Origin of the sequence: Dyella thiooxydans, from assembly GCF_001641285.1 — a bacterium.
Taxonomy (GTDB): domain Bacteria; phylum Pseudomonadota; class Gammaproteobacteria; order Xanthomonadales; family Rhodanobacteraceae; genus Dyella_A; species Dyella_A thiooxydans.
Genome location: NZ_CP014841.1, coordinates 3,885,125 through 3,905,722, shown reverse-complemented (window position 1 = coordinate 3,905,722; position 20,598 = coordinate 3,885,125). Strand labels below are relative to the sequence as shown.

The window sequence follows — 20,598 nt, the reverse complement described above, 5'->3', positions numbered from 1 at the left end:
GCCGAAAGCCAGCTTACGCAAGCCGTTGTCGTGTTCGGGGCAGCCACCTGAGCGGTAGCCGCGGGGCGCGGCGGAAGCTGTTCTGACGGTGTCCATCATATCTTCAGGAAGGGTGAACCAGTGCGCGCGAGCAGCATCCTGATCGAGTCCATGCTGCCTGTCCGATCGTCGGTCGAGAGCTCAAGCGCGCCCGTTTCGGCATTGATCATCCGGAAGTCGATTCCGTGTTCCGCAAACGCGGCAAGCAGCGCGCTCCACTCCCATCCGGCCTCGCGGATACGCGAGGCCTCGAACTCGCCAATGACCGGCACATCGGGGCCGTACCGGGCTACCGCCTGGATCACGCCCAGCACCACCGGGAGAGCTTCATCCGAACCGAGCCGGACGGCCGCCACCGGATATCCACCGCCAATCTTTTCGCTGATCCCTGCCAACCACTCGCTGGCGTCGATACGCCCGGGAACACGCACCATCGAAGGAGGCGGCAGACGCCGGTCATCGGATGCACCAACCCGGCGATCATCGCCCGCTCCCTCGAGAGAGAAAGGTACCGCCTGCTGGATCTCGATCAGATCCGAGAGCCCGTTGAGCAGCACGGACTTTTCCAGGAGATGCGCAATCTCACCGCGCGATTCGTATGCCAGGACCCGCCCACTTGCCTGCATGGCTCTCGCCGCAGTGAGCGTTCCCAGACCCATGCCAGGGCTGATATCGATGAACAAACCGCCAGGACGAACCAGTCGCTGAATCAGCCGCAGGGTTCCCCGCTGGGCATCGACAACAGTGGCCGGGCTCGGGATCGACTGGCGCTCGCCGGCCCGGCAAAACAGGTAACCGGCCTGCGTTCCAACGATTACCTCGCCGGCAGCACAGTCGATCACGACCGGTGGCGTTGCCGGGTGCGGCCTTTCGCCCTCGAGATGCGGCCCATCCGCCACGGTCCGTGCCGACGCAGGGGTGCGAAGCTCCCCAACGATTCGAGCAGAGAGATTGAATATGTCGGTTTCGAGGAAGCTCCTCGACGCCTGCACTTCCTGGATGATTTCCGCAGACAGCTCCGAACGCTCGATACCGGAGGCACGCGCCAAGGACTCCAGCACCTCGCGAAGGGCGTGCCCTTGGTCCTGCATTTCTCGCTGGGCCAACAGGATGCGATGCACCAGCTCCTGCGTCTCCCCGGACAACAACCTCATCTCTTGACGGGCCTGGCCGTGCAACGCATGCGCCTCACGTCGCAGCTCGCTCAACTCACGCTGGACGTCGACCAGAAGGAAACCTCGAACCCTGAAGGCGATCGGGCGAACCAGTGGCCTGAGCAATCGGTAGACGAATTTCGCCGGCGTCCGCAACAAAGCTTTCATCGGGCGCTGCCCCCAAGGCAATCGACACCTCTTAGCGTTACTGGTCGGCTGCACGCTGCCGGGCTCCACTCCTCGCGCATCAGTCCAGCAATTGAGTTCGTTGCAACGATGGGTTGCGTAAGACCGCTGTGCATTCCCCTCGACGTGGAATCCCGACGGACATCCAAATATCCCTTTGTACCGATCATCAGCAGGTCATCCGCCGAAATACGCCGCAGTCACTGTGGCCGGGTCTCCATCCATGCGCAGCTTTCCGTGCTCCAGCCATATCACGCGGTTACACGTGTGCATGATCAGGTCGCGCGAATGGCTGGCGATGACCAGGATATTGGTCGACTGCACAACCTCGGTCATGCGTGCCTCAGCCTTGTGCCTGAAGCCCTCGTCGCCCACCGACAGCCATTCGTCCATCAGCAATATCTGTGGTCGCACCACGGTGGACACCGCGAAGGCGAGGCGCATGTGCATGCCGGTGGAATAGGTGCGTACCGGCATGTCGACGAAATCGCCGAGCTCGGAGAACTGGATGATCTCGTCGATCTGGCGCGTAACCTCGCCTCGCTTGAGACCCAGCAACGCCCCCCGGATATAGATGTTTTCACGACCGGTCGCTTCGGCATCGATACCAAGCGAAATGTCCAATAGCGAACCGACCTCGCCCTCCATGCGGGCGATACCGGAAGACGGCTCGTACACTCCACTCAGCAAGCGCAGCAAGGTGCTCTTGCCGGCGCCGTTGTGGCCTACCAGCCCAACCCGATCACCGTCCCTGAATGTGAAGCTCAGGTTTTCCAGCGCACGGACGATCACACGCCCCTGATCGTTGGCACCCAACTGGCCACCGGTGGCCACCTGCATGATGTGCTTTTTTAGCGAGCGACCACTTGCGTTGTAGATCGGAAAATCGACGCTGACATTCTTGAAATCGATAAGTGCCATTGGTTTGATCTTGTGCGTGTCAAAGCCAGTAGGCGATGCGGCGCTTGTAGCGGCCATAGACCAGCAGCGCTGCCATCCAACCCAACAATGCCAGCGCGATGGACACGACCCAATCGCTGGTCGTGGGCAACTCGCCCAGCAGTGGCGACCGCGCAACGGCCAAGAGGTGATAAACCGGATTGAGGTTGAGCAGGAAGCGGCCAATGTGGTGCGGCAAACTCGATGGCACCCACATGATCGGGGTCAGATAGAACAACACCTGCAGTACGTTTCCGACAATCTGCGGCAGGTCCCGGTAACGTGCGCAAAATATGCCCATCAAAAGCGAGACCCAGGTCAGGTTCACGACCACGAGAATGAAGCCGGGAATACTGACCAACGCCTCCCACCCAAGTGGCCGGCCCACGGCCAGAAGAACCAGGGGGAAGATCACAATGTTGTGCCCCAGGATCAGGATATTGCGCCAAATCATGCGCAACACGTGGACGAACAGGGGAATAGGAAGCTGCTTGATGATGGCATCGGCAGAGATGAAGCTGACGCAGCCTTCTGTGACCACTGCTGCGATGAAACTCCACAAGATCATTCCTGCAGCAAGGAACGGCAGAAAGTCCTTGAGCGACGCTTTGAAGATCTCGCCGAAGACAATCCCAATGGTGCCGATCATGACTCCCATGCTTATCGTCAACCAGAACGGACCGAGCGCCGACCGGCGATAGCGCTGGAGGACGTCCTGCCAACCAAGCAAACCGACCAACTGATAGCGCCGCATGCCTGCGGCTATATCCATGAGAGCGTTGTTTATCGGTCTGGTCTGCATGGTCTGAAGCATCAATCCACTCTCAAGAATCGCCCAGAAGTCTAGGCCGACTGGGGAGGTACGTCACTCGTTTTCAGGGACCAAAGAAATTGCGCGCAAGGTGCATTTCGTTCCTCTGTGTCCGCGCATTGAAGCAGCTGGCCACACCACCAATGGTGAATGCTCGGGCGGCAACGTAGCGGTCGGAGCAAGTGCCGAACGAGGCCACAGCGGTGGCGCCCCGACACCGCACGCCGAGGCGCGCGGACCGCGGACGCCAGGCGCGATACCACACCTGGCGGGCAGCCGTGCACACCGCAACCCCCTCTCTCATACCGCGGCCACGATGCTCCATGGGCTCTTGGTCAAGAAATGAGAGCTGCGCCGCCCCCACCTCGACCATGAGGAACGGCCTTGCTTACTTGATTGTCGATTTGACCGCATCCACCACGTGGCTGACGGTGATGCCGAAGTGCTCGAACAGCTGGGGCGCCGGCGCCGACGCACCGAACGAACTCATGCCGACCACCTCGCCATCCAGCCCGACGTACTTGCGCCAGAAGTCGGCCGTGGCTGCCTCCACCGCCACGCGGGCGCGGCACCAGCCCGGCAGCACCGCCTCGCGGTAGGCCTGCGGCTGGGCATCGAACACCTCGGTGCACGGCATCGAGACCACACGCACCGCCATGCCCTGCTGGGCCAGGGTGCGCATCGCCTCCATCGCCAGTTCGACTTCCGAGCCGGTGGCGATCAGGATCGCCTGGAAGCGCGCGTCGGCCGGATCGGACAGCACGTAGCCGCCGCGCGCGATATCCGCCACCTGCTCGGCCGTGCGCTGCTGGTGCTTGAGGTTCTGGCGCGAGAACACCAGGCAGCTGGGCAGGCCCTTGCGCTCGATCGCCGCCTTCCACGAAGCCGCCGACTCGACCGCATCGCAGGGACGCCACACGTGGTTGTTCGGGATGTAGCGCAAGCTGGCGAGATGCTCGACAGGCTGGTGGGTCGGACCGTCCTCGCCCAGGCCGATCGAGTCGTGGGTGTAGACGTGGATTGCCTGCGCCGGGATCAGCGCGCTCATGCGCACTGCATTGCGCGCGTAGTCGGAGAACACCAGGAACGTCGCGTCGTACGGGATGAAGCCGCCGTGAAGCGCCAGGCCGTTGGCGATCGCGCTCATGCCGAACTCGCGCACACCGTAGTAGACGTAGTTGCCCTGGCCACCCGCGCTGTCACCGTTGCCGGCATCCTTGCTGCCCTTCCACTTGGTGAGGTTGGAGCCGGCCAGGTCGGCCGAGCCGCCGATCAGTTCCGGAAGCAGCGGACCGAACGCGTCCAGCGTCATCTGCGAGGCCTTGCGCGAGGCCACTTCCGGCCCTTCGGCCTGCAGCCTGGCGACGTAGGCCTGCGACTTCTCGGCCCAGTCCGCCGGCAGCTCGCCGCGCAGGCGACGCTCGAACTCGGCGGCCAGTTCCGGGTGCGCCTTGGCGTAGGCGGCGAAGGCGTCCTTCCAGGCCTGCTCGGCAGCGGCACCCTTGGCCTTGTGGTCCCAGCCGGCGTAGATCTCGGCCGGGATCTCGAACGGCGGGTACTTCCAGCCGAGCTGCTCGCGCGCGGCAGCCACCTCGTCCTTGCCCAGCGCGGCGCCGTGGCTCTCTTCCTTGCCCTGCTTGTTCGGCGAACCGAAACCGATGATGGTCTTGCAGCAGATCAGGGTCGGCTTGGCGGACTGCGCGGTGGCCTGCGCGATCGCCGCCTTGACGGCCTCGGCGTCGTGGCCGTCGACGTGGCGGATCACGTTCCAGCCGTAGGCCTCGAAACGGCCTGGGGTGTCGTCGGTGAACCAGCCGTGCACCTCGCCGTCGATGGAGATGCCGTTGTCGTCGTAGACCGCCACGAGCTTGCCCAGCCCCCAGGTGCCGGCCAGCGAAGCCACTTCATGCGAAATGCCCTCCATCAGGCAGCCGTCGCCGAGGAACACGTAGGTGTGGTGATCGACCACCGTATGGCCGGGGCGATTGAAATGCGCAGCCAGCACCTTCTCGGCCAGCGCCATGCCCACCGCATTGGCCAGGCCCTGGCCGAGCGGGCCGGTGGTGGTCTCCACCCCGGGGGTCTCGCTGGCTTCCGGGTGGCCCGCGGTCTTCGAATGCAGCTGGCGGAAGCGCTTGAGCTCGCTCATCGGCAGGTCGAAGCCGGTCAGGTGCAGCAGCGCGTACTGCAGCATCGAGCCGTGCCCGTTGGAGAGCACGAAGCGGTCGCGGTTCGGCCATTTCGGGTTGGCCGGGTTGAAGTGCAGGAAATCGTTCCACAGCACTTCGGCGATATCGGCCATGCCCATCGGCATGCCCGGGTGGCCGGAATTGGCCGCCTGCACGGCGTCCATGGCGAGGGCGCGCACGGCATTGGCGAGTTCGCGGCGGGTGGTCATCGGCGTCTCCGGAAGGGGCGTAAAAGGCGCATTGTCGCCGATTCGGCAGCGCGAGTCGCGCGGACGCGAGTGCCGCTCGGCACCGCCGCTGGTGGAACGCGCCCGCGTGACGCCCGCACGATTAATTGTCGCTTAACTTTTCCCGGCGAAATACCGCTTCTCTTCAGCCTCGGCTGCGTTCAATGGCGCCGCGCCATCCCCAGGCGCCCCGCCGCCGGCCTTCCCCATGCCGGATGGCGCAGGACGATAAGAAGGAGAGTCCCGATGAAGAAATCCCTGCTTGCCATTGCACTTGTTTCCGCCGGTTTCGGCGCCCTTCCCGCCTTTGCACAGGACACTGCCGGGAACACCGGCAACTACCAGCCGGGCCAGGCCGTGGGTACGGGCAACTGGTTCCTCAACGGCAGCGTCGGCCAGTCCCACCTGTCCAAGGGCCCGTACAACGACCACCCGACCACCTACGCCATCAATGGCGGCTACCGCTGGAAGGTGGGACCCGATGTCGGACTGGGCGTGGAGATCGGCTACAACGACCTCGGCAACTTCAAACTCAAGAATGCCTTCAACAGCAACAACGTGAACCTGACCTCCCAGCGCAACGCGCTGCGCGGCTGGACCGCAGGCGTCAACGGAAAGATCGACGTCTGGAACGGCCTCTATGTCAGCGGCCGTACCGGCATCTACGGCTGGAAGGGCCATGGCTACAGCGACCAGGACATCAATCGGCACAACCTCGACAAGGTCGACTACTACGCCGGCGCCGGCGTCGGCTACGACATCAACGAGCACTTCGGCCTGGGCCTGTCGTATGACTACTACCACGCCGACAAGGACCGGGTGCACCTGTCCACCGACACGGCATCGCTGACTGCCGAATACCGGTTCTGACCGCTGCCTCGCCCTGCCGGCTTCCTTAACTCCGGATTAATACTGTACTAACCGGTATTGAATCTTTCGGGCATCCACCCATCTAACCCTTGTGCCGACCGGAACGATCGGCACGTCCCACGACAGCTCGGGCATTCCCCCAAGCCGCCCGGCTGCGATAACAACAAGAGGATCATCGCGATGAAGAAGACTCTGCTTGCCCTTGCCCTGGTATCTGCCGGCCTGGTCGCCGCCCCCGCCGCGTTCGCGCAGAGCGCGCCGTCCGACAACGGTGGCTGGTTCGTCAACGGCAATGTCGGCCGCACGTCCATCAACAAGGGCCCGTACGACGGGCACGACACCGGTTACGCCCTCAACGGCGGCTACCGTTGGTCGCTGAGCCCGAACGTGGCACTGGGTGTCGAGGCTGGTTACAACGATCTGGGCAACATCCACGTCAAGAACGTCTTCAACAGCAACAACGTCGTCGACAGCGGCCGCTCCCAGCTGCACGGCTGGACCGCTGGCGTGAATGGCCACTTCAACCTCAACCCGAACTGGTACATCAGCGCCCGCACCGGTCTGTACGCGTGGAAGGGCCACGGCCTGAGCAACGACTCCAACCCGATCCGCGAGAGCCTGGACAAGACCAGCTGGTACGCCGGCGCCGGCTTCGGCTATGACTTCACCAACAACTTCAGCGTCGGCCTGAACTACGACTACTTCGACGCCAAGAAGCACAACGTTGACCTGAGCACCGACATGGTCTCGGTCAGCGCCGAATACCGCTTCTGATCCAAGCCGCAAGGCAAAAAAAGGGCGCCCCTCGGGGCGCCCTTTTTCGTGGAGTAGGAACCCGGCTTACTTGCCGCCGGTCCAGCGGCCCAGCGCGGCCTGGCCATTTTCCTTCGCGCGCGCGGCGACGGTCTTCTGCGCCTCGGCGTAGTTGGCCTTCATGTCCTTGGCCCACAGCTTCAACGCCGCCTGCTGCATGGCGCGGCCGTAGGAGAACGACAGCGGCCACGGATGCGGGCCGATGCGGTTCATCGCATTGAGGTGGGCGGTGGACTGCTCGTCGGTCTGGCCACCGGAGAGGAACACGATGCCCGGCAGCGAGGCCGGCACGGTGGACTTGAGCACGCGCACGGTGGCCTCGGCGACTTCCTCGACCTCGGCCTGCTCCTCGGCGTCCTTGCCCGGGATCACCATCGATACCTTAAGGATGGCGCCCTCGAGCATCACATTCTGCTCGTACAACGCGTTGAACAGGCTGCGCAGCACGGCTTCGTGCACTTCGTAGCTGACGTCGATGCTGTGGTCGCCGTCCATGATCACTTCCGGCTCGACCATCGGCACCAGGCCGGCTTCCTGGCACAGCGCGGCGTAGCGGGCCAGCGCGTGGCAGTTGGCCTCGATCGCGGTGGAGCTGGGGTTGTCCTCGGAGATGTTGATCACCGCGCGCCACTTGGCGAACTGCGCGCCGAGCTTGGCGTACTCGGCCAGACGCTCGCGCAGGCCGTCCAGGCCCTCGGTGACCACGTCGCCCGGGAAGCCGGCCAGCGGCACCGGGCCCTTGTCGACCTTGATGCCCGGGATGATGCCGAGCTTCTTCATCACCTGGGTGAACGGCACGCCGTCCCTGGTCGACTGGCGGATCGTCTCGTCGTAGAGAATCGCGCCGGAGATGTGCTCGTTCAGGCCCGGGGCGGTGAGCAGCAGCTCTCGGTAGGCACGGCGGTTCTCTTCGGTGTTCTCGATGCCGACCGACTCGAACCGCTTGGCGATCGTCTTGGTCGACTCATCGATGGCGATGATGCCCTTGCCGGGTGCGACCATCGCCAGCGCGATGCTTTCCAGATCTTCGATGCTCATGACGACTCCGTGGAAACGACAGCGGCCGCCAGGCCGCGCAAAGGACACGCCGCCCCCGGAACCGGGAGCGGCAAGGCTGAAAGCGGCGGATTATAGGGCAGATCGCCCGGCGGCACCGGGGCGGCCGGAAGGCCGGCTCAGTTCTGGTCGTAGCCGGGCAGCTGGCAAGGGGCCATCAGGGCCTGCTGGCCGGCCTTGTCGGACGGTCCGTTGAAGGGCACCACATAGTAGGTGTCCACCGGCTCGCCGGCCCGGTTGGTCAGCGAGGGACCGTAGGTGAAGTGCTTCACCGCGTTGACCGCGACCGGCGTCAGATCACTCGCCGGGATGGTCTTGACCGCCTTGATGTCGCGCGGGATGCCGTCCGAGCCGATGGTGAAGGTGACGGCCACGCAGCCGGGCTTGTAGATGTTCTTGCCGCTGTTCGGCACGTCCACGTCCACGCTGCGATTGAGCAGGATCCAGTAGCCGTTGATCTTGTCCGGCGACACCCGCCGCGCCTGGGCCATCAGCGGGGAGGAAACGGCCAGCGCCAGCAGGCACAACGGCAGTTGCAAGCGAAGCAGGTTCTTCTTCATCGGTCGCCTCCGGGGATGGGGTGGTAGCCCAGTCTAGCGTCAGCGCACGGCATCGGCGTCGATCTCCGTCGTCGCGGGCGACGCCTCGGGGAACCGGCGCAGCCGGTGGAACAGATTCACCATTCCTGCCGCACCCAGCGCCACCGCAGCGCCGGCCAGTGCCTGCAGGACGTAGAAGACCACCCAGCGCCACTCGGCGGGTGGCAGATGTCCGGTGGAGTAATCGGTCATCCGGTCATGCAGGAAAACCATCACGACGCCATGGCTCAGCAAGCCGGACACCCCCTGCACCACCTGCCAGACACCAAGCACCGAGAGCGCTACGCGCTGCAGTTCGTCCGCGCCGATCGGCGCCTCCAGCACCTGTCCGCCCGAGCGGCTGCTGGCCCACCAGGCCAACGCGCCCGGCCACAGCCAGAGCACGACCCCGACGGCGAGATACCAGGCATCGAACAGCAGGCTGGCAAACAGGCGATGGGTATTGCCGTCGGCGGCGGCCACCACTGTTGCCGCATCTTCCAGTGCATGCACCGCCAGCAGCACGGCGCCCAGCCGGATCGAGGTGCACAGCACCGTGTGGAGATTGGTCTTCATGCGTTCCCTCGCTCCCGCCGTTGCGCGGGCAACCAGCCTCAGAGCTCGCGCAGGCTGTCGACGATCCCGTCGGCACCCACCGAAAGCAGTTTCAGCGTGTTGGTGCCGCCGGCCTGGCCGACCCGGTCGCCGTAGGTGATCACCACGCGGTCGCCTTCGGCCAGCTTGCCCTGCTCGAACAGCATGCGCACGGCGGCGCGGGTGGAGGCGGCCATGCTCTGCTGCTCGCCGTGGCTGAACTCCACCGGATGCACGTCGCGCAGCACCTGCATGCGGCGACGCGCCTCGCCGAACGGCGACATGCCGTAGATCGGCACCGCACTGCGGTAGCGCGACAGCCACTGGGCGGTGGCGCCGGACTCGGTCAACGCGACGATCGCGCGCACGCCCAGGTGTCCGGCCAGCACCATCGCGGCCAGGGCGATCGCCTGGTCGGCCCGGTCCAGTTGCAGCGCCGCATCGAGCATGCGTTCGTCCTTCGGCTCGAACTGGCGCTCGGCACCCAGGCAGATGCGCACCATCGCCGCCACCGCCTTGTCCGGATGCGCGCCGGCCGCGGATTCTTCCGACAGCATCACCGCATCGGTACCGTCGATCACCGCATTGGCCACGTCGAGCACCTCGGCGCGGGTCGGGATCGGCGAACGCACCATCGACTGCAGCATCTGCGTGGCGGTGATCACCGCGCGGTTGCGCTGCACCGTTTCACGGATGATCTTCTTCTGCAGGCCCGGCAGCTCGGCATCGCCGATCTCCACGCCCAGGTCGCCGCGCGCCACCATCACCACGTCGGTGGCATCGATGATCTCGCCCAGCACCGGAATCGCGTCGGCACGCTCGATCTTGGCCACCATCACGGCGTGGCCGCCGGCCTCGCGCATCAGGCGACGCGCGGTATGCATATCCTCGGCCGAGCGCACGAACGACACGGCCAGAAAATCGGCGCCGAGCTCGGCGGCCAGCTTGATGTCGTTGCGGTCCTTGTCCGACAGCGCGTCGACGGTGAGTCCACCACCCTGCCGGTTCAGGCCCTTGCGGTTGGACAGCTTGCCACCGACGGTGACCGTGCAGTGGATCTCGGTGCCGTCGATCGACTCCACCCGCATCGCGACCAGCCCGTCGTCGAACAGCAGGATGTCGCCGGGGCTCACGTCCTGCGGCAGGCCGAGGTAACTCACGCCGACGCGGGTGGCATCGCCGTCCGGCGCGTCGTCACGACAGTCCAGCGTGAACGCGTCACCGACCTCGAGCTGCACCGGACCGTCCGCGAACTTCTCGACGCGGATCTTCGGGCCCTGCAGGTCGGCCAGGATGCCGACCTCCACGCCGACCTTGGCGGCAGCGGCGCGCACGGCCTCGGCGCGGGCGCGATGGTCGTCGGGCGTGCCATGCGACAGGTTGAGGCGGGCGACATTGACGCCCTCGGCGATGATCTTTTCGAGCATCCCCGGCGCATCGGTGGCGGGGCCGAGCGTGGCGACGATCTTGGTACGGCGGACTTGCTGGGATTGGGTAGTCATCCCGGAAGCGTAGCAACAACGCGAGCTGCATCGCCACGATTCAAATCGCGAATTTTCAGCCGTTTGGACGGCTGCGCGAGGTGCGTCGCCGGCCATGAAAATGCGGCGTGAAGATACCAGTCGGCGTCGACCAGCGATCTGCGGTCGACAACCATGCAGACCACGTAACGCCACGCGATGCGGCATCGATGTGTTGCGCCGCAGCAACCCTGGCAAAAAAATTTCCCGGCCGACCGCCCTGCCGGCTTATCGATGCACAGCCAGGCCCGGAAGGCGTCCCGAACCCTGAGCCTGCACCGTCACGACCGGTCGCCGCGACGGTACGAGCGGCGATGCCTCAGCGGCTGCCCAGCGCCTCGTCCAATATCTCGGCGAGGCGAACACCGCCTTGTTCGAGCCGCTCGCGGATCACCGGCCAGGCCTTGGCCTGGTAGCGCTCGGACCAAGCCACGCCGGACGGCTTGGCCAGATCGGTATAGGCGACGGTCCGGGCGAGATGGTGCGACTCGTTGGCCCAGTCGACGACACGCGTGTCGAGCGTGGCGAGCGTCCCGGCAGGGGCCCACTGCGCAAGCTCGGCCGGGGTGATCCCTGCTTCCAGCTGCTTCGCGCGCGCGGCCACCGCCGTCCGGTCGATCGAATAGTTCGGCCCCAGCTTGAGGTCCAGCTGGTGTTCGATCACGCGACCGTCCCAGACCGAGTGCAGGTTGGTGCCGATGCCGAAGAACTGCACCTGGACCGTGTTGCCGCCCTTGTCGTCGTGGTCCACCGCGTGCATCGGCTGGTGGATGTCGCCGGCCAGGTGGACCACCCACTTCAGCGCCTCCAGCCGGGCCTGCGGGCTCGCCGACCGGTCGGCAAGGACGCGGGTGAAATGGTCCAGCTGGGCCACGATACAGTTGTCCCGGGGGCAGTCGCGCGCGGCCCGGTAATCCGGCGCCTCGAGCGGGATGTCGACGTAATGCCAGCCCCCCGTGCCGGGCATCTCCTTGCGGTGCTGGTCGGCCCACGAGGCGATCTGGTCGAGCCGATCGTAGCCTTCCAGCGCGAGCAGCGCCCGCACCTGCGCGGCGGCCGCCGGATCCAGATGCGACTGGGCGATGTCCGCCACGATCGCGTGGCCTTCCGGCCCCCAGGCCATGGCGTGCGGGGCGGCGACCCCCAGGGTGAAGGCGAGGGACAGCAGGCTGAGGCGAGAGGGACGCAGCTTCATCGGATCGTCAGGGCGTGATGGGGAAGACCGGGAGTCTGCCACAGCCCCGTGCAGCGCCGGATGACACCGGGCGGGGCCCGGCACCGCTTGTCCCCGGCGTCGAAGCGGCCTGACGGCCTGCTAGAATAAAGGGCTCTTTCCACAGGCATGGGCCAGACGCAGGAGTCAACGGCAATGACGATCAAGGTGGGCATCAACGGCTTCGGCCGCATCGGACGCAACGTGCTGCGTGCAGCCGTGCAGAACTTCAGCGACATCGAGATCGTTGCGATCAACGACCTGCTCGAGCCGGACTACCTCGCCTACATGCTGCAGTACGACTCCGTGCACGGCCGCTTCAAGGGCACCGTGGCGGTCGAGGGCAACACGCTCATCGTCAACGGCAAGAAGATCCGCCTCACCGCCGAGCGCGACCCGGCCGCGCTGAAGTGGGACGAGGTCGGCGCCGAGGTGGTGATCGAGTCCACCGGCATCTTCCTGACCAAGGAAGGCGCGCAGAAGCACCTCGACGCCGGCGCGAAGAAGGTGATCATGTCGGCGCCGTCCAAGGACGACACGCCGATGTTTGTCTACGGCGTCAACGACAAGAGCTACAAGGGTGAGGCGATCATCTCCAACGCCTCGTGCACCACCAACTGCCTGGCGCCGCTGGCCAAGGTGCTGAACGACAAGTGGGGCATCAAGCGCGGCCTGATGACCACCGTGCACGCCGCCACCGCCACCCAGAAGACCGTCGACGGCCCGTCCAACAAGGACTGGCGCGGCGGCCGCGGCATCCTGGAGAACATCATCCCGTCCTCCACCGGCGCGGCGAAGGCCGTGGGCGTGGTGATCCCCGAGCTCAACAAGAAGCTCACCGGCATGAGCTTCCGCGTGCCGACCTCCGACGTCTCGGTGGTCGACCTGACCTGCGAGCTGGAAAAGCCGGCGACCTACGCCGAGATCTGCGCGGAGATGAAGGCGCAGTCCGAGGGCGCGCTGAAGGGCGTGCTGGGCTACACCGAGGACAAGGTGGTCGCCACCGACTTCCGCGGCGAGACCCGCACCTCGGTGTTCGACGCCGAGGCCGGCATCGCACTGGACTCCACCTTCGTCAAGCTCGTGTCCTGGTACGACAACGAGTGGGGCTATTCCAACAAGTGCCTGGAAATGGCCCGCGTGGTGGCGAAGTAAGATCTGCCGCCGCGATACGAAGAAAGGCGCCCCAGGGCGCCTTTCTTTTTGGTTCGGTGGACGGGACGGCCGCCTCATCCCGAAACCTCCAACGGCACGTCATTCCGGCGCAAGGCGGAGACGCTTTTCAACAGCCGCAGGGCTGGTCATCCAGTGCCTTGGCTCGCGATGTCCGGAAAGACGCCGGATTCCAGCTTTCGCTGGAATGACGGCTGGGAGAAGCGCCCGAGCAACTCGCTACCGCGGGGGCCTGATCGAGTCGATCGCCTTACTTCAGCGCGGCCAGCGCCGCGTCGTAGTCCGGCTCCTGGGTGATTTCCGGCACCAGTTCGGCATGCTTCACGTGGTCGTGCTCGTCCAGCACCACCACCGCGCGCGCCGCCAGCCCGGCCAGCGGGCCGCTGGACAGCGCCACGCCGTAGGTCTTGAGGAAATCGGCGCCGCGCAGGGTCGACAGCGTCACCACGTGGTCCAGGCCCTCGGCGCCGCAGAAGCGCGCCTGCGCGAACGGCAGGTCGGCCGAGATGCACAGCACCACGGTGTTGGCGAGTTCGGAGGCATCCTGGTTGAAGTGGCGCACCGAGGCGGCGCACACCGGGGTGTCGACGCTGGGGAAAATATTCAGGATCTTGCGCTTGCCGGTGAAGTCGGCCAGCGAGACGTCGGCCAGGTCCTTGGCGACCAGGCGAAAGCCGGGGGCCTTGGCGCCCACGGCGGGAAAATCGCCCTGGACCTCGACCGGATTGCCCTTGAGCGTAACGTTCTGCGACATGGGATGCCTCGTGCGGATAAGTCGGGAGCGCCATCCTAGAGGCTGGCCGCTCCCCTGTCGCGGCCTCAGTGCTCCCCGAGCAGCTCCCGGATCACCCGCTCGGCCAGCTGTTCCGGAGCCTCTTCACCGCCATGCAGATGCACTTCCGGCGCTTCGGGTGCCTCGTAGGGCGAATCGATACCGGTGAAGTTCCTGATGCCGCCGGCACGTGCCTTGGCGTACAGGCCCTTCACGTCGCGCGCCTCGCACACCGCCAGCGGCGTGTCGACGAACACCTCGTGGAACTCTCCCGGCGCGAACAGCTCGCGCGCCATCCGGCGCTCCCCGCGGAACGGACTGATGAAGGACACCAGCACGATCAGCCCGGCATCGACCATCAGCTTGGCCACCTCGGCCACGCGGCGGATGTTCTCCACGCGATCCTCGTCGGTGAAGCCCAGGTCGCGGTTGAGCCCGTGGCGCACGTTGTCGCCATCCAGCAGGTAGGTATGCCGGCCCATCGCGAACAGGCGCTTCTCCACCAGGTTGGCCACGGTCGACTTGCCGGAGCCGGACAGGCCGGTGAACCACAGACAGGCCGGCGCCTGGCCCTTCAGCCGCGCACGCGCGGCCCGGTCGATGTCCAGGTGCTGCCAGTGGATGTTGTCGGCACGGCGCAGGGCGAAGTCCAGCGTGCCGGCGCCGACGGTGGCGTTGGTCTGCCGATCGATCAGGATGAAGGCACCGAGTTCGCGGCACGTCGCGTAGGGTTCGAACGCCACCGCCTGGTCCAGCGACAGGTTGCAGTAGCCCACCTCGTTGAGCTCCAGCCGCTTGGCCGCCAGCTCGTCCTGGGTGTTCACGTCGACCTTGTGCTTGATCTCGGTAACCTGCGCACCGACCGTGCGCGAACCGATCTTCAGCCAGTAGCCACGCCCGGGCAGCAGTGCCGCCTCGTCCATCCAAAGCACATGGGCGGCGAACTGGTCGGCCACCTGCGCGGGATCGGCCGCCGCGGCGATCACGTCGCCGCGACTGATGTCGCGTTCGTCTTCCAGGGTCAGCGTGACCGCGTCGCCGACCGTCGCCCGCTTGAGGTCGCCATCGGCGGTGACGATGCGCGCCACGCGCGAGCGCGCGCCGCCGGGCAGCACCACGACTTCGTCACCGGGGGCGATCGATCCGGCCACCACCGGCCCGGCATAGCCACGGAAGTTCTGGTCAGGCCGACACACCCACTGCACCGGCAGGCGGAAGCCCGTCGTCTGCGCCGGTGGGGTCATCGTCACCGTCTCCAGGTGCTCGAGCAGGCTCGGGCCATCGAACCAGGGCATCGCCGTGGCCCGTGCGCTGACGTTCTCGCCGCGCAGCGCCGACACCGGGATCGCGGTGACCTGGGGAATGCCCATGCCTGCGGCCAGCGCCGCGTACTCGGTCTGGATGGCACGGAAGGTGGCCTCGTCGAAATCGACCAGGTCCATCTTGTTCACCGCCAGCAGCACGTGGCGGATGCCGAGCAGCGCCGCGATGTAGGTATGCCGGCGGGTCTGCGTGAGCACGCCCTTGCGCGCATCGATCAGCACCACGGCGAGGTCCGCCGTGCTGGCGCCGGTGGCCATGTTGCGCGTGTACTGCTCGTGCCCCGGGCAGTCGGCGACGATGAACTTGCGCCGCTCGGTGGTGAAGAAGCGGTACGCCACGTCGATGGTGATGCCCTGCTCGCGCTCGGCCGACAGGCCGTCCACCAGCAGCGCGAAATCCAGCTCGCCGTTCTGCGTGCCGTGGCGCAGCGAATCGCCTTCCAGCGCAGCAAGCTGGTCGTCGAACAGCACCTTGGTGTCGTACAGCAGGCGCCCGAGCAGGGTGCTCTTGCCGTCATCGACACTGCCGCAGGTGATGAAGCGCAGCAGGTCCTTCGATTCGTGGCGGGCGAGGTAGTCGTCCACGGACAGGATCGGTTCGCGGCCCATCAGAAGTACCCCTCCTGCTTCTTCTTCTCCATCGAGGCGGAGGGATCGTGGTCGATCGCCCGCCCCTGCCGTTCGGAGGTGCGCGCGACCAGCATCTCCTGGATCACCTTGGGCAGGTCGTCGGCCTCCGATTCGATCGCGCCGGTCAGCGGGTAGCAGCCCAGCGTGCGGAAACGCACCTTGCGCATCTCGGGCCGCTCGCCGGACCTCAGCGGCAGGCGTTCGTCGTCGACCATCACCAGCATGCCGTCGCGCTCGACCACCGGCCGCGGCGCGGCCAAGTACAGCGAGGGCACCTCGATCGCCTCGCGGTAGATGTAGAGCCAGATATCCAGCTCGGTCCAGTTCGACAACGGGAATACGCGCACGCTCTCGCCCCTGGCGATGCGGCCGTTGTAGAGGTTCCACAGCTCCGGACGCTGGCGCTTCGGGTCCCAGCGGTGCTGCGCGGTGCGGAAGGAGAACACCCGCTCCTTGGCGCGCGACTTCTCCTCGTCGCGACGGGCCCCGCCGATCGCCGCGTCGAAGCCGTGCGCATCCAGCGCCTGCTTCAGCGCCTGGGTCTTCATGATGTCGGTGTGCACGGTGGCGCCGTGGGTGAACGGACCGACGCCCTGGCGCACGCCCTCCCGGTTGATGTGCACGATCAGCTTCGCGCCCACCTCGGCCGCGCGGCGATCGCGGAAGGCGATCATCTCGCGGAACTTCCAGGTGGTGTCCACGTGCAGCAGCGGGATCGGTGGCGGCGCCGGATGGAAGGCCTTCTGCAGCAGGTGCAGCAGGACCGAGGAATCCTTGCCGATCGAATACAGCATCACCGGGTGGCGGAACTCGGCCGCCACCTCGCGCAGGATGTGGATGCTCTCGGCTTCGAGGCGCTTGAGGTGCGACTGGCGGGTGGCCAGCGCACCAGCAGGAGTGGTCTGGAGAACGGTCATGATCCACCGATTCTAGCCAGCACCGACCGGACCGGTGATAACCACTTCGCCTATGGATATGCCACGCCGCCCGCACTCACCGGGTGGCGTGGCACGCGACTCAGCGCTTGAGCGGCGCGATGACCTGTTCGATGGCGCCGAAGATCGACTGGCCGGCGGCATCGGTGATCTCGATGCGTACGGTATCCTCGTACTTCAGGAACGGGGTGGACGGCTGGCCGTCGCGCAGGGTTTCCACGGTGCGCTGCTCGGCCAGGCAGGAAGCGCCCTTGGCCGTGTCCTGGTTGGCAATGGTGCCCGAACCGACCAGGGTGCCGGCAGTCAGCGGGCGGGTCTTGGCCGCGTGCGCCACCAGCTGGGCGAAGTTGAACTGCATGTCCACCCCGCACTCGGCCTCGCCGAACCACTGGCCGTTGATCCAGGTGCGCATCGGCAGGTGCAGCTTGGAGTCCTGCCAAGCGTCGCCCAGCTCGTCCGGAGTCACCAGCACCGGCGACAGCGCCGAGCGCGGCTTGGACTGCAGGAAGCCGAAGCCCTTGGCCAGTTCGGCCGGGATCAGCCCGCGCAGGCTGACATCGTTGACCAGGCCGACCAGCTGGATGTGCCCGGCGGCCTGCTCCGGCGTCACCGCCATCGGCACGTCGTCGGTCACCACCAGCACCTCGGCCTCCAGGTCGATGCCGTAGTCCTCGCTGGGCACCACCACCGGATCGCGCGGGCCGAGGAAGCCGGCACTGGTGGCCTGGTACATCAGCGGATCGGTGTAGAAGCTGGCCGGCACCTCGGCGCCACGCGCCTTGCGCACGCGCTCCACGTGCGGCAGGTAGGCCGAGCCGTCGACGAACTCGTAGGCGCGCGGCAGCGGCGCGGCCAGCGCGTTGAGGTCCAGCGCGAAGCGGCCCTCGGCGGTACCGGCGTTCACCTCGTCGTACAGCGCATTCAGGCGCGGCGCGGCGTTGTGCCAGTCGTCCAGCGCGGCCTGCAGGGTCGGCGCGATGCCGGTGGCGCGCACGGCGTGGGTCAGGTCGCGGCTGACGACGATCAGCGTGCCGTCGCGGCCGCCTTCCTTGAGACTGCCAAGCTTCATCGAATCATTACTCCTGGAACGGTGCGATCAGGGCTTCGTCGGGTCGAAGTGCTTCGCGATGCCCTGCCAGCACGTGTAGTAGTCGTCCTGCAGCTGCGGCGCGGACAGCGCCTGGGCGCTGGGACGGAACACTTTCCGCGTCTCGAACATGAAGGCCATGGTACCGGTCAGGTGGTCCGGCTGGCTCAGGTCGGCCGCAGTGGCCTTCTCGAAGCTCGCCGCGTCGGGGCCGTGGCCGCTCATGCAGTTGTGCAGGCTCATGCCGCCGGGAGCGAAACCGCCGGCCTTGGCATCGTAGGCGCCCTCGATCAGGCCCATGAACTCGCTCGCCACGTTCCGGTGGAAGTACGGCGGGCGGAAGGTGTGCTCGGCCACCAGCCAGCGCGGCGGAAAGATCACGAAGTCGAGGTTGGCGGTACCGGGGGTGTCGCTGGGCGAGGTCAGCACGGTGAAGATCGACGGGTCCGGATGGTCCACGCTGATCGAGCCGACCGTGTTGAAACGGGTCAGGTCGTACTTGTACGGCGCGTAGTTGCCGTGCCAGGCGATCACGTCCAGCGGCGAGTGACCGATATCGGCCTGCCACAGCGCGCCCTGGAACTTGGCGACGAGTTTGAAATCGCCCTCGACGTCTTCCCAGGCCGCGTGCGGCGTCAGGAAGTCGCGCGGCAGCGCCATCGAGTTGGCGCCGATCGGCCCGAGGTCGGGCAGGCGCAGCAGCGCGCCGAAGTTCTCGGCGACGTAGCCGCGCGCCTCGGCGTCGAGCAGCTCGACGCGGAGGCGGATGCCGCGCGGGATCACCGCGATCTCCAGCGGCGCCACGTCGAGCACGCCCAACTCGGTGAGCAGGCGCAGCCGGCCCAGCTGCGGAACGATCAGCAGCTCGCCGTCGGCGTCGTAGAAATAACGCCCTTCCATCGAGCGGTTGGCGGCATAGACGTGCACACCGATGCCGCCCTGCTCGGCCGCACCGCCGTTGCCGGCGATCGTGACCAGTCCATCGAGGAAATCGGTCGGCGCCGTCGGCAGCGGCCACGGGTCCCAGCGCAGCTGGTTCGGCGTGGCCGGGGCTTCGTCGAAACGGTTGTGGAACGTGGCGTGCACCAGCGGCGCGAACGGCTTGTGCATCGCCGCCGGGCGGATGCGGTACAGCCAGCTGCGGCGATTCTCGCGCCGCGGCGCAGTGAACGCCGTACCGGACACCTGCTCCGCGTAAAGCCCATGGGCCACGCGCTGCGGCGAGTTCTGCCCCTCGGGCAGCACGCCGGGCAGCGCCTCGGTGGCGAACTCGTTGCCGAACCCGGACTGGTAACCGTTACCTACCATCGTCGTCATGGGTGTGTTCCTTCAGAGCACGCCGCGCTTCATCTGGTCGCGCTCGATCGACTCGAACAGCGCCTGGAAGTTGCCTTCGCCGAAGCCCTCGTTGCCCTTGCGCTGGATGATCTCGAAGAAGATCGGGCCGATGCAGTTCTGGGTGAAGATCTGCAGCAGCTTGCGCTGCTTGGTCTCCGGATCGGCGTCGATCAGGATCTTGTTCCTGCGCAGCCGCGGCACGTCCTCGCCATGGTTCGGGATACGCATGTCGATCACGTCGAAGTAGGTGTCCGGCGTGTCGAGGAATTCCACGCCCTGCGCATGCATCGCCTCGACCGTGGCGTAGATGTCGTCGGTGAAGCAGGCGATGTGCTGGATGCCCTCGCCGTGGTAGGCATCGAGGTACTCGTTGATCTGGCTCTTTGGATCGTTCGATTCGTTGAGCGGGATGCGTACGATGCCGTCCGGGGCGGTCATCGCCTTGGACACCAGGCCGGTCTTGGCGCCCTTGATGTCGAAATAGCGGATCTCGCGGAAGTTGAACAGGCGCTCGTAGTAGTCCGACCACTTCTGCATGTTGCCGAAGTAGAGGTTGTGGGTGAGGTGGTCGATGAAGGTGAGCCCGAAGCCCTTAGGGTTCTGCTCGGCGCCGGGCACCGGCTGGTAGTCGCCGTCGTAGATGCTGCCGGCCTCGCCGTAGCGGTCGACCAGGTACAGCATGCAGTCGCCGATGCCCTTGACCACCGGCGCGTCGACCGCGCGGGTATCGGCCTTGTGCCCCACCGCCTCGCCGCCGTTGCCGAGCACGGTGTCGAGCACGTCCGCCGCCGACTTCTGGAAGCGGATCGCAAAGCCGCAGGCGCTGGGACCGTGCTGGGCGGCGAAATCAGCAGCGAACGAGTCCGGTTCCTCGTTGAGCAGGAAGTTCACGCCGTTCTGGCGGTACACCGTGATCGCGCGGCGCTTGTGGCGCAGCACGGCGGTGAAGCCCATGCGGCGGAACAGGTCATGCATCGCGGCGGCCTGGTCCGCCGGCGCGGCGAACTCGACGAACTCGAAGCCGTCGATACCCATCGGGTTCTCGAACGTGGTCACCTGCATCCCGAGGTTGGGCTGGACGGCGGTCTGGGGCTGGAAGTTCATGGCGCTCTCCTGCGTCAGCTGCGCTAATGTCACGGATGCGGCTTTGCA

Annotated in this window: 18 protein-coding genes; 3 read left to right on the top strand and 15 right to left on the bottom strand. The window is 66.2% G+C overall.

What is annotated here, in order from left to right; translation table 11 throughout:
• Window positions 1-95: 95 nt before the first annotated feature.
• The 4 genes from ATSB10_RS17535 to tkt all read right to left on the bottom strand — a co-directional run bounded on the left by ATSB10_RS17535 (window position 96) and on the right by tkt (window position 5,527).
• Complete coding sequence (locus ATSB10_RS17535) at window positions 96-1,361, bottom strand: SAM-dependent methyltransferase (RefSeq protein ID WP_063674007.1); 1,266 nt, start codon at window positions 1,359-1,361, stop codon at window positions 96-98.
• 195 nt (window positions 1,362-1,556) lie between these two features.
• A complete protein-coding gene (locus ATSB10_RS17530) occupies window positions 1,557-2,300 on the bottom strand; it encodes an ABC transporter ATP-binding protein (protein ID WP_063674006.1) in 744 nt (247 codons plus the stop codon).
• Window positions 2,301-2,319: 19 nt separating this feature from the next.
• Complete coding sequence (locus ATSB10_RS17525) at window positions 2,320-3,090, bottom strand: ABC transporter permease (protein WP_236886452.1); 771 nt, start codon at window positions 3,088-3,090, stop codon at window positions 2,320-2,322.
• Window positions 3,091-3,517: 427 nt separating this feature from the next.
• Entirely contained in the window at window positions 3,518-5,527 is a 2,010-nt protein-coding gene (gene tkt / locus ATSB10_RS17520; RefSeq protein WP_063674005.1) for a transketolase, read from the bottom strand.
• Between the two features lie 264 nt (window positions 5,528-5,791).
• On the opposite strand from tkt, the gene ATSB10_RS17515 reads away from it, so the two are divergent.
• Both ATSB10_RS17515 and ATSB10_RS17510 read left to right on the top strand, forming a co-directional pair.
• On the top strand, window positions 5,792-6,415 hold the full coding sequence (locus tag ATSB10_RS17515) for an outer membrane beta-barrel protein (protein WP_063674004.1): 624 nt from the start codon (window positions 5,792-5,794) through the stop codon (window positions 6,413-6,415).
• Window positions 6,416-6,595: 180 nt separating this feature from the next.
• Window positions 6,596-7,189 carry an outer membrane protein gene (locus tag ATSB10_RS17510; RefSeq protein WP_063674003.1) on the top strand — a complete coding sequence of 198 codons (594 nt, stop codon included), beginning with the start codon at window positions 6,596-6,598 and terminating at the stop codon, window positions 7,187-7,189.
• A gap of 66 nt (window positions 7,190-7,255) precedes the next feature.
• Here the strand turns inward: ATSB10_RS17510 and ATSB10_RS17505 are convergent, their stop codons facing one another.
• From ATSB10_RS17505 to ATSB10_RS17485, 5 genes are all read right to left on the bottom strand, one after another.
• A complete protein-coding gene (locus tag ATSB10_RS17505; RefSeq protein WP_063674002.1) occupies window positions 7,256-8,266 on the bottom strand; it encodes a class I fructose-bisphosphate aldolase in 1,011 nt (336 codons plus the stop codon).
• A gap of 137 nt (window positions 8,267-8,403) precedes the next feature.
• On the bottom strand, window positions 8,404-8,844 hold the full coding sequence (locus tag ATSB10_RS17500; RefSeq protein ID WP_063674001.1) for an energy transducer TonB: 441 nt from the start codon (window positions 8,842-8,844) through the stop codon (window positions 8,404-8,406).
• A 39-nt stretch (window positions 8,845-8,883) separates the two neighbouring features.
• Window positions 8,884-9,438 (bottom strand): hypothetical protein, encoded by a 555-nt coding sequence (locus tag ATSB10_RS17495; protein ID WP_063674000.1) that lies wholly within the window; start codon window positions 9,436-9,438, stop codon window positions 8,884-8,886.
• Between the two features lie 38 nt (window positions 9,439-9,476).
• Window positions 9,477-10,958, bottom strand: coding sequence for a pyruvate kinase (pyk, locus tag ATSB10_RS17490; protein WP_063673999.1), 1,482 nt, complete (start codon window positions 10,956-10,958; stop codon window positions 9,477-9,479).
• 337 nt (window positions 10,959-11,295) lie between these two features.
• The gene (locus ATSB10_RS17485; RefSeq protein ID WP_063673998.1) at window positions 11,296-12,171 is read right to left on the bottom strand and encodes a S1/P1 nuclease; all 876 of its coding nucleotides are present in this window, start codon (window positions 12,169-12,171) and stop codon (window positions 11,296-11,298) included.
• A gap of 174 nt (window positions 12,172-12,345) precedes the next feature.
• Here ATSB10_RS17485 and gap point away from each other — a divergent pair, with 174 nt between their 5' ends.
• Window positions 12,346-13,344 carry a type I glyceraldehyde-3-phosphate dehydrogenase gene (gene gap, locus ATSB10_RS17480; RefSeq protein WP_063673997.1) on the top strand — a complete coding sequence of 333 codons (999 nt, stop codon included), beginning with the start codon at window positions 12,346-12,348 and terminating at the stop codon, window positions 13,342-13,344.
• 268 nt (window positions 13,345-13,612) lie between these two features.
• Here the strand turns inward: gap and tpx are convergent, their stop codons facing one another.
• The 6 genes from tpx to hppD all read right to left on the bottom strand — a co-directional run bounded on the left by tpx (window position 13,613) and on the right by hppD (window position 20,550).
• Window positions 13,613-14,116: a thiol peroxidase gene (gene tpx / locus ATSB10_RS17475; protein ID WP_063673996.1), complete on the bottom strand. Its 504-nt coding sequence runs from the start codon at window positions 14,114-14,116 to the stop codon at window positions 13,613-13,615.
• Window positions 14,117-14,181: 65 nt separating this feature from the next.
• On the bottom strand, window positions 14,182-16,065 hold the full coding sequence (cysN, locus tag ATSB10_RS17470) for a sulfate adenylyltransferase subunit CysN (protein ID WP_063673995.1): 1,884 nt from the start codon (window positions 16,063-16,065) through the stop codon (window positions 14,182-14,184).
• Window positions 16,065-17,003 (bottom strand): sulfate adenylyltransferase subunit CysD, encoded by a 939-nt coding sequence (cysD, locus tag ATSB10_RS17465; protein WP_063673994.1) that lies wholly within the window; start codon window positions 17,001-17,003, stop codon window positions 16,065-16,067. The genes cysN and cysD overlap by 1 nt, the downstream gene beginning before the upstream one ends.
• Window positions 17,004-17,103: 100 nt before the next feature.
• Window positions 17,104-18,090: a fumarylacetoacetate hydrolase family protein gene (locus ATSB10_RS17460; RefSeq protein WP_063673993.1), complete on the bottom strand. Its 987-nt coding sequence runs from the start codon at window positions 18,088-18,090 to the stop codon at window positions 17,104-17,106.
• Between the two features lie 27 nt (window positions 18,091-18,117).
• Window positions 18,118-19,425 carry a homogentisate 1,2-dioxygenase gene (gene hmgA / locus ATSB10_RS17455; protein ID WP_063673992.1) on the bottom strand — a complete coding sequence of 436 codons (1,308 nt, stop codon included), beginning with the start codon at window positions 19,423-19,425 and terminating at the stop codon, window positions 18,118-18,120.
• 12 nt (window positions 19,426-19,437) lie between these two features.
• On the bottom strand, window positions 19,438-20,550 hold the full coding sequence (gene hppD, locus ATSB10_RS17450; RefSeq protein WP_063673991.1) for a 4-hydroxyphenylpyruvate dioxygenase: 1,113 nt from the start codon (window positions 20,548-20,550) through the stop codon (window positions 19,438-19,440).
• Window positions 20,551-20,598 lie beyond the last annotated feature (48 nt).